Raw genomic sequence first — 8836 nt, 5'->3', positions numbered from 1 at the left:
AAAACTCGAAGTTTGGGCTAAATAAAGAAAATTTTTTGCCGTTTAAAAAGAGAGTTAAAAATGACAAAAATTTAACACCTGCCGAGGGCACTGAGTGGCGAAGAGCGGGTTAGACTGTGTAATGCCGTCCAAATCTTTATCTTCCGCGTGCGCTTTTGTCGTCTGGAACGATGATTGCGTCAATTACGATATTTGTTGATTTGGCTGTTTTTGCAACGAGCTGTTTTGTGTATTTGCCGGTTCCGCGTGGGGTTGGATGAGGCTCTGCGTCTCCAATCAAAATGATTTTTCTGTAAGCGTCTTTTCGCCATTTGTAGAATGTCAGGCTTGCAAAGAGCGCTTCGTAAACGGCTTCTGGAATGTCGCCGCCTTCGTTTCCGTAAATTACAAAATTGTTGAGATTTTTTGTAAAGACATTTATGTCTTTTGTAAATTCGTAGCGTTTTACTGGAAGTCCCATGAGCCGGTAAGTGTCGTTGTAGTCGCGGTAAAGTAAAAGTCCGATTCTAAAATCTCCAAATTGTTTTATCTGCTTTGTCAGACGGGGAATCCATTCATCACGGAGTTTTTGAATGTCATCTTTCATGCTGCCTGTTGTGTCGATTGCAAAAACAACGTCAACCTTGTTTTTTTTCGAAATTCTTTCAAGACTTGCAGTTATGTCGTCTACAATTGAATCCGGACCTTTTGAAAAGCACATTTGTCCGCCGTTAAAATTTGCAATGTCGTTAAAACTTGCGGCTGCAGCCGGGTTGTAGTCGTCTGTAAGCACAATCGGCTCTTTGACTGGCGGCGGCAGTTCTTTTGGTTCTGGCAGAGGCTGAGAAGCAGGTTCTTGTTTTTTTGCTGGAAGCTCAGCTTTTTTTTCTGGAATTTTTCCGAGATCGAACATAAAAGGGTTGTCCAAAAATGTTCCTGTGTAGTCGCCGTATTTTTTTGAAAAACTGCGAATATTGATGAATGTTCCGCGGCTGATTTTTAATTTTCCGTGGCGCGACCATTCGTAACCGTACTCGATTTCTGACGGAATATAAATATGAAAGGCTTGCCCAAACTGCTCGTCTGGCTGAGGCGTTGAGTCGATGAGAGAATATTTTGCAAATTCTGATTTTAGAGGTTTGCCGTTTAAATAGCGGAGCTCGTCGCCGTTTATTGAATTGTATTCGAGAGCGCGGTATGCGTAATTGTCCTGTGTTCCTGACGGATCTTTTGTTGTTTCTGTGAGCATTATTGATTCAATTCCAGGCTTTTTTCTTATATAAAGATGGTACCCTTCTGCATTTTCAAAATTTTTATTGTTCTCGTAAACGAGACGAAGGTCGCTTTCGGTTATTAAGAGAAATGAGCTTTGTTCTGCTGGTGTCTGAGCAAAAATTCCGAAAAATCCATAAATTGTTAGAAAAAAAGAAAATGCAAGCTTTTTCATATTTTTTATATCGGAATTTTCATTTGTTGAATTTAGAACAATCTGTGATATACTAAAAAAAATTGGAAAATAATAAAGATATGCAGTCAGACTTTACAGAAAGTGATTTTACTTCAATCGATTTAAGCGAGTTTTTGGATACTCAGGAAATGGGCGAAGAAACAGAAGAAAGCGGAATTGTCGTTCTGACACAAAATCAAAAGGTTCTCTGCGATGAATTAAATTCGCGAATTGCGCTCTATTCTCCGCAGCATAAGGAAATTTTTGACAAGAGAATGGCGGACTTAAAGAGGCTTGCAGTTGCAATTGCAGAATTTCCTTCATTGCTTTCCAGGGTAACTTTGACTTCAGAAACCCGGACTCCACAGGATATTATTGAACTTCTTGTTGACATTGATTCGGATTATGGAAAAACTTTTATCCAGCTTCCAAGCAAGGCAACTTTGGGAAAAGGATTTTTGACGGCAAAACTGCATACTTTTTCTTCGCTTGCAAAACTTGCGCTAAAAGTAAACAACAGCATGGAATTAAAGACAAAACTTGATTCGACTGAAAAGACTGAACCGGAAAAAATTGCAATTTCAAGCAAATTGATTCAGGCATTTAAAGACGAAACAGTTTCTATGATGTTTTTGCTTCTTGCGGAAGACGTTTACTTGAATTTGATAAAAGACGATTCTTTGAATGTGGATTTTAGACGTCAACTTGCGACTTCTCTCCTTCTTTTGTGGGAACACAGGGCGGATCAGAATATTTCGGACATTGCTCCTGTTTTGACAAGCGTATGGAAGGCTAGGCGGACGTTGGCCCCGGCTTTTGGAACGATGATGGGAACAAGCGAATTGATAATGTTTTCGTTCCAAATGGATGAAGTTTGGAGCAAATTTATCCGCACCCAGCTTGAAATTCCGGAAGTAAGCCAGGCGATGGAAGAGTTTTTGTTTGGGATTTCTTACGAACAGATTCAAAAATTAAAACGTCTGCTCAGGGAAAAAGGAATTGGTTCAATCGGACGAGATGAAGTTTCGAAATTCTTAGGCGAAAAAGTAAAGACCGATGTAAGCGGCGATTATAAAGATTTTTACAGTCAATATTCAATCCGGCGCGACAATGCTCAGGCGCGAAAAAGGCTGAACCTTGAAGGACCGCACAGAACTTTGGAAGATCATTTTATTCGCTTTGTAATGGAACAGAATCGGGAGAAACAGAATAATGACACTTTTGCAAAAGCAGACTAATAATTCAGAAAGCCCTCAGGACGGAAAGAAAATTCCATATCACTTTGGAGAAAAAATCCGTACAGTCAGGGAGCGGAGCGGACTTACCTTAAAAGCTGTCGCTCAAAAAGCCGGAGTTTCGGAAAGTCTTGTAAGCCAGATTGAAAGAAATAAAGTGAGTCCTGCGATTGATACTCTTTTGACACTTGCAGATGTTCTTGACATAAACCTTGAATTTTTGTTCGAGGAATATCATAAAACCCGTCCAGTTGAAGTTACCCATAAAAATGAGCGTAGGCAGATTGTTGAAGGTGATATTCTTTACGAAGAAATTGCCGGGACGTCAAAAAATGACGGTCAGCACGCGCTTGAATCTTACGAAATTACAATTCCTGTTGGCTCAAAAACTTATCGTGGCTCTTACGGACATTTAGGAAAAGAAATCGGATATATCCTAGAAGGAAAGTGCCAGCTTCATTACGAAAATTTTGTTTATGAACTTCAGGCAGGCGACAGCGTTTCGTTTTCTGCAAATTCGCCGCATACGCTTGTAAATATCGGCGATACTGTGGTTCGGGCAATCTGGACTGTAACGCCTCCTCAGAGATTTATCCATTCTAAATAAAAAAAATGGCGATTTGACAGAAAATTTGAAACCGCCGTCTTTTTTTCAAAAATGAATCTTAAGTTAATGAATCTTAGAAAGACATATTTTTTTCTTTTTTGCGCAGCCTTTTGTTTTTTTACAGGCTGTAGTTCTCTTTCTTCGTTAAAAAACGAGCCTTTTGTTGAGCTTGATGAATCTTCTTATATTCCTGAAAAAATAGAATGGAAAAAAATAAATTCGTTTTCGGAATATTTTTTGTTTGAAAATAAAAAAGTTCCTCTTCGATATCATCTTGTAAAAGTAGAGCTTAGCTCGCGAAATTTAAAAATTTCCGCTTATCCTTCTAAAAGAAATGAACTCGAAAAAGGAATCTCCGCTGCGGGTTTTGCCAAAAAGTCTGGAAGTTTTGTTTCGATAAATACAGCGCCGTTTAAAGGTCGTTTTTTTTCTAAACGCAAAATTGTTGGAATTTACAAAATTCAAGGGCAGGTATTTTCTGAAAAAAACGGACGATATTCTGCGCTGGGTTTTAAAACTGAAAAAGACGGAAGCTTAAAGGCTTTTATTGCAAATCAAAATGAATTGAACAGCATTGAAGAATTTGATTACATTTTTGGCGGTTTTTTTAAAATTTTAAAGAATAATGAAGAAATCGAATTTCTGTATTCAAGCAGAAACAGCCGAACGGCGGCAGGAATTTCTTCTGATGGAAAGACGCTTTTTTTGCTTGTTGTTGAAGGCGAAAGAATTTTTTTAAGCAAGGGCCTTTCTTACGGAGAATGTGCAAAAATCCTTAAATTCGCAGGTTCTGCGGACGGACTTGAGTTTGACGGCGGAAGTTCATCAAGTCTTTTTGTTAATGGAAAAAATATGCTTTTGTACCGAAATTTTACAAAATGCGCGGCTTTTTTTGGTTTTTTTGACAGTGGCAAATAAAACAGTCTTTTAAGTTGACGGTGATTTTTTTATAAAGTATAGTTTTATCTATGGGTGTTGCAACAACTCAGCAGTTACAGCGGTTTTATGACCAATATCGGGATACAGAAATTACTTTTACGAAAGATATTATTCGTGCGCTTGGTCTTGACCCTCGGCAAATTTATATAAAATGTAATCGCGGACAATGGCCTTGCATCATAAATTCGACATCTTTTTTGCAGGCTAAGATTATTGTCGGCGCAAAAGGCGGCGCTTTTAAAGCTCTTTCTGACCAGTCAACTTCCGGCATAAATTTGCGCTTTTGTTTTCTTGAAACCGAAAATGATGTGATGAGTTTTTTTGTTGCTGGACATGTTACAAATATTGTTCCGTATATGAATTCGTCGGAGCTTGCCGTAATTACGATTGCTTTTAACCAGCGTCCGCCAGATGATTTAATTGAAGCGGTCGGTCGTCTTCTTGAGGCAAATTCAAATGCTATACGTCGTCGTGAAGAAAGAATTTTAATTAACGAAAATTCTAAACGCAAGCTCGGGCTTGTTCGTGAAGAGGCGATTGTTTTAATTCAAAACGTTCCGCGCCACTGTATTGTACGCAATTTATCTTTTTCCGGGGCAAAAATTATACTTTTGGGACTTTCTCAATTTTTGACGAATAAACCTGCTCAGCTTAGGCTTGAATTTGAAGACCCAAACGAAGTTATAACCCTTAACGGTGTGATTGTTTCTTCGGAAGTGATTGAAGGAAGAAAAGATATTGTTGCCTGCAGTATAGCATTTGCGGATAAAACCGTTCCGCTTTCTTATAAATTGCATGTAAATAATTTTCTGACGGCTGTAAGAAAAACTCAGCTTTCTGCAAGCGACCAGATTGCCCAGCAAAAGGCAATGCAGGCAAAAATGGCGGCTCAAAAGCAAAATTCTCCTGCTAATTCTCAGCCAGGACAGACGGCGCAAAATGTTTCTGTACAGACTGAAAAAATGCAGGCAAATCAGCCAGAAACAAATGGAAACGCTTAAAAAAGTTGCTTATGTGGCAGGGATTGCAGGGGCGGCGAATGCCGTTGCGTCTAAGCGCAGCGTAGCAATGGAGCGGTAGCGGAACCCCGAAAAGCCCGTTTTTTTACGAAGTAAAAAAGCCACCCGAATTTAAAAATTAAGTTTTTACAAGGAAATATTTTTATGAAACCGACAGATCCACTTGAATCAGTTTATTTTATTGAATTGCCAGAAGATTTTCATTTTACTCAAAAGGCAATGCCGATCGATCCGACAATTCCTCTTCCTGTGCAAAAAAAAGAAAAGGATGATCCTGGAACTTTTAATATGAAAGAATTGACGGAAGAGCAGATTCTTGCAGGTTTGCTTACTGTTATGGCTTACGACAGCGACAATAAAAATATTTTGTATTACCGTTCGATTCTTGGGAAGGCGCGCCCGAATTTGAAAAAAGAACTGACTGAAGCGGCGATTTTAAAGACAAAAAATCAGGATTACGATCTGGCGGAAGAAATTTACGCTTCTCTTCGTGGCTTTGATCCGGAAGATATTGCGACAATTTTGAATACGGCTCTCTTTTTTGATCAGCGTGCGGATTCGTACAGGACTTCTGGTCTTTATGACGATGCCGATGCTTACGATGCTGACGCGCTTTTTTATTACAGACAGGCGATGGATGCAGAGCCGGCTGTTCCAGACGCTTTTTTTAATGCAGGTTTTTATTATCTTAAAAAGCATAACTTTAAAGAAGCAAAAAGCTGTTTTGAAACTTATTTGGCGCTGACTTGCGAAATGACAGACGATGAAATGGGTGAGAATGGACTTTATAAAAAGAATCGCGCCCAGGAACTGTTAAATGAAATCAGCAACCGCAATATGGAAGATGATCATTTTAAGGCTGCTTACGATTTTATAAATAAGGGCGAAGTTGAAAAAGGCCTTGATGAAATTCGTGTCTTTTTGGAAAAAAATCCTGCGGTTTGGAATGCGTGGTTCATGCTTGGCTGGGGATTAAGACAGCAGAAAAGATACGAAGATGCTAAAAAAGCCTTTGAAAAAGCTCTTGCACTCGAAGGCGGAAAACGGGCCGACACCTACAATGAGCTTGCAATCTGCTTTATGGAAGAGCGGAATCTGCCAAAAGCAAAAGAAGCTTTGCAGACGGCGCTTTCTATCGAACCTGAAAATACAAAAATTATTTCTAATTTGGGATATTTGGCGCTAAAAGAAGGTAAACCTTCGGACGCTGCCGCGTATTTTCAGACTGTGCTTGAATATGATCCAAACGACAAGCTTGCTGCTGCGGAACTGTTGAAAATGGACGTATAGAAATGAAAAAAACAATGCTGTTTTTGGCTGCAAATATTTTTATTTTTTCATTTTTTTCTTGTGCGCAGAAACTGCCTGTTCAAAAATTAACGGTGACAACGCAGAAAAGCGGGCAGGTTTGTGTTCTTGCGGAAGTTGCAAAAACTCAGGCGCAGCGCAGCCGCGGTTTTATGGAGCGCAAAAATATTCCGGCAGGGACAGGAATGATTTTTGTTTTTGAGCGCGACCAGATTTTGAGTTTTTGGATGAAGAATACGCCGCATCCTCTTTCGATTGCATACATCGACAGCGCAGGCACAATCCGCGATATTTTTGATATGACGCCGTTTTCTCTTTCTTCTGTAACAAGCACAGTAAGCGTAAGATATGCGCTCGAAGTTCCAAAGGGCTGGTTTGAAGAAAATGGAATAAAGACGGGCGATAAAGTTTCTCTGCCAGAATAAGGCTTAAAGGCTTTCTAAAAATTCATCTTTCGATTTTTCTTCGATTGTTCTTTGAACATTGCTTTCGCTGAGCATTTTATTGAATTTTGCATTATCGATATATTTTAATGTAAGCGGACGTTCAAGGCTCATAATTACAAAATTATCTTGCCATGCTGAGCGTTTCGGGCTTATCAAAGATGGATTTCCGTATTTTTTAGAAAGGCTTGTAAAAACTGAGGCGTGGTCGATTTTTTTTTCGTTTAAATTGAGCGTAATAGAAAAAAGTTTATCATCAACAAACTGAAACCAGCAGCGCGTAAAAAAAGAATAAGCGTTTTTGGAAGCGTCTGTTTCGATTAAAACCTGCTTTGTTTTTGGAGAAAGGCTTACATCTCTGTCGCCGCGATAGCCAAAGTCGGTGTTCTTTTTTAGCTCGGATTTTACCTCGTCAACGCTCATTCCAAGCTCAATTGAGCCGTACCCTTTCGGAAGTGCTGAACAAAATGCGGTGCAGGTAAAAAAAGCAAAAACGCAGAATGCAAAAAAACTGTTTTTTTTCATAAAAATCAACGTTCCTTGTGCTGTTTTCGGATAAACGCACTTTGTTTTATAAGTTCAAGACAATCTGGAACAAAAATTTTGTTTTCAGGCGAAAGCTTTATAACCGGCGAAAGTGAAAATTTCGGAACAAAGATGTTTTTTTCGTCCTGGCTAAGCCCGCACATAGTGGCAATATCCAAAGGAGTTAAATCTGTCTGATACGAAGTTTTGTTTTTTTGATCGATTGCAACCCGCGCCTTTTCAATCTGAAGAGCGAGCATATCGGTCATTTTGCTGATTGGGTCGCGAATCTGGCTGTTCAAAAGCTGTCTTTGCGTTTGAAAAAGCCTTTCTGCCAAAGTTGTTGTTAGTTTTGCAATAAGCTGCGGCTGGGTTTGAACCATCTGGTTAAAGTTGGAGCGGTTTACGGTCATGAGTGTGCAATCTTCTTCGGCGATTGCGCAGGCAGAGCGAGGTTTGTTTTCGAGGAGAGCCATTTCTCCAAACATGTCGCCTTTTTTTAGAATTGCAAGCGTAACTTCCGAGCCGTCGACAACTTTTGAAATTTTTACGCGTCCAGACTGAATTATGAACATGTCGGCTCCGCTCTGCTGTTCCGCCATAATCATCGTGTCTTTTGGGTATTTTCTGAGCAAGTCTTGATTAGATTCAAAATAAACAGCCCGGCTTTTAGCTCTTAATGCGTTGAATCTTGTCTTTGCGAGAAGAACATTTATGCCGGCCGGATTTGCCTTTACATATTGATAATAAGCAAAGACCGCAATACTCGGTTTATTCATCTTGTCGTAATACGAAGCAACCCTGTAAATCTGCTCAGGACTTTGAGAAGCTGAATTATTTAAGGTTGCAAGAACGAGAGTGTCGTTCAAAAGCCGCATTCTGTTTGCAAAAGTGCGGATAATTTTCATAGCGACTGGAGTGTTTTTTTCGATAAGCTCAGGATATTGCTCGCGCCGGACAGAAATACAGACAACGTCAGTAAGCGCAAGCACTGTGTCCACCTGCGAATGGTTCGACATGCAGGAAATTACGCCGATAAAGTCTCCTGGGCCGAGTATTTCTTCTTTTTGGCCTGGGATCGAATTTTCCTTGTGAACGCGTACATTTCCGCACTGAATAATATAAAAAATATTATTTTGAGGACGTCCTTCGACTGTGATATACGAACCACGCTTAAAATTTACGAACTGTAATTGAATCACGATATTCCCCGCTTCTTAATCAAAAATTATAATGGAAAAATACGGAATTTGTAAGCCTTGAAAAATCAAAAATGACGAAAGCTGTTTTAATGCTTTTTCGAGCTTCGTCACGATGACGATTGCCGTCCAAAC

General features: G+C 39.6%; 9 protein-coding genes. 6 read left to right on the top strand and 3 right to left on the bottom strand.

Features of this window, described 5'->3' with window-relative positions; all coding sequences use genetic code 11:
• Positions 1-136: 136 nt before the first annotated feature.
• Positions 137-1426, bottom strand: coding sequence for a vWA domain-containing protein (locus B2X33_RS02870; RefSeq protein WP_296024080.1), 1290 nt, complete (start codon positions 1424-1426; stop codon positions 137-139).
• A gap of 80 nt (positions 1427-1506) precedes the next feature.
• Here B2X33_RS02870 and B2X33_RS02865 point away from each other — a divergent pair, with 80 nt between their 5' ends.
• The 6 genes from B2X33_RS02865 (at position 1507) to B2X33_RS02840 (ending at position 6959) form a co-directional block, all read left to right on the top strand.
• Positions 1507-2664, top strand: a complete 1158-nt coding sequence (locus B2X33_RS02865) for a hypothetical protein (RefSeq protein ID WP_296667495.1) — start codon at positions 1507-1509, stop codon at positions 2662-2664.
• The gene (gene relB, locus B2X33_RS02860; RefSeq protein WP_296667494.1) at positions 2639-3268 is read left to right on the top strand and encodes a type II toxin-antitoxin system RelB family anti-toxin; all 630 of its coding nucleotides are present in this window, start codon (positions 2639-2641) and stop codon (positions 3266-3268) included. Before B2X33_RS02865 ends, relB begins: the two co-directional genes overlap by 26 nt.
• Before the next feature lie 51 nt (positions 3269-3319).
• Positions 3320-4186, top strand: a complete 867-nt coding sequence (locus tag B2X33_RS02855; protein ID WP_296667492.1) for a phosphodiester glycosidase family protein — start codon at positions 3320-3322, stop codon at positions 4184-4186.
• 50 nt (positions 4187-4236) lie between these two features.
• Positions 4237-5208: a PilZ domain-containing protein gene (locus tag B2X33_RS02850; RefSeq protein ID WP_296667490.1), complete on the top strand. Its 972-nt coding sequence runs from the start codon at positions 4237-4239 to the stop codon at positions 5206-5208.
• Positions 5209-5370: 162 nt separating this feature from the next.
• Positions 5371-6516: a tetratricopeptide repeat protein gene (locus B2X33_RS02845; RefSeq protein ID WP_296667489.1), complete on the top strand. Its 1146-nt coding sequence runs from the start codon at positions 5371-5373 to the stop codon at positions 6514-6516.
• A 2-nt stretch (positions 6517-6518) separates the two neighbouring features.
• Positions 6519-6959: a DUF192 domain-containing protein gene (locus tag B2X33_RS02840; protein WP_296667488.1), complete on the top strand. Its 441-nt coding sequence runs from the start codon at positions 6519-6521 to the stop codon at positions 6957-6959.
• A 3-nt stretch (positions 6960-6962) separates the two neighbouring features.
• On the opposite strand, the gene B2X33_RS02835 is transcribed toward B2X33_RS02840, so the two are convergent.
• Positions 6963-7502, bottom strand: a complete 540-nt coding sequence (locus B2X33_RS02835; RefSeq protein WP_296667486.1) for a hypothetical protein — start codon at positions 7500-7502, stop codon at positions 6963-6965.
• Positions 7503-7507: 5 nt separating this feature from the next.
• Positions 7508-8704, bottom strand: coding sequence for a Crp/Fnr family transcriptional regulator (locus B2X33_RS02830; RefSeq protein WP_296667484.1), 1197 nt, complete (start codon positions 8702-8704; stop codon positions 7508-7510).
• Positions 8705-8836: the final 132 nt, after the last annotated feature.

It is taken from the genome of Treponema sp. UBA785 (assembly GCF_002297065.1).
Lineage (GTDB): Bacteria > Spirochaetota > Spirochaetia > Treponematales > Treponemataceae > Treponema_D.
This window is presented reverse-complemented; position numbering and strand designations above follow the sequence as displayed.

Coding starts and splice junctions, on each gene's coding strand:
- B2X33_RS02850 (WP_296667490.1), top strand. CDS start 4,237: ATGGGTGTTGCAACAACTCAGCAGTTACAGCGGTTTTATGACCAATAT.
- relB (WP_296667494.1), top strand. CDS start 2,639: ATGACACTTTTGCAAAAGCAGACTAATAATTCAGAAAGCCCTCAGGAC.
- B2X33_RS02835 (WP_296667486.1), bottom strand. CDS start 7,502: ATGAAAAAAAACAGTTTTTTTGCATTCTGCGTTTTTGCTTTTTTTACC.
- B2X33_RS02845 (WP_296667489.1), top strand. CDS start 5,371: ATGAAACCGACAGATCCACTTGAATCAGTTTATTTTATTGAATTGCCA.
- B2X33_RS02870 (WP_296024080.1), bottom strand. CDS start 1,426: ATGAAAAAGCTTGCATTTTCTTTTTTTCTAACAATTTATGGATTTTTC.
- B2X33_RS02840 (WP_296667488.1), top strand. CDS start 6,519: ATGAAAAAAACAATGCTGTTTTTGGCTGCAAATATTTTTATTTTTTCA.
- B2X33_RS02865 (WP_296667495.1), top strand. CDS start 1,507: ATGCAGTCAGACTTTACAGAAAGTGATTTTACTTCAATCGATTTAAGC.
- B2X33_RS02855 (WP_296667492.1), top strand. CDS start 3,320: ATGAATCTTAAGTTAATGAATCTTAGAAAGACATATTTTTTTCTTTTT.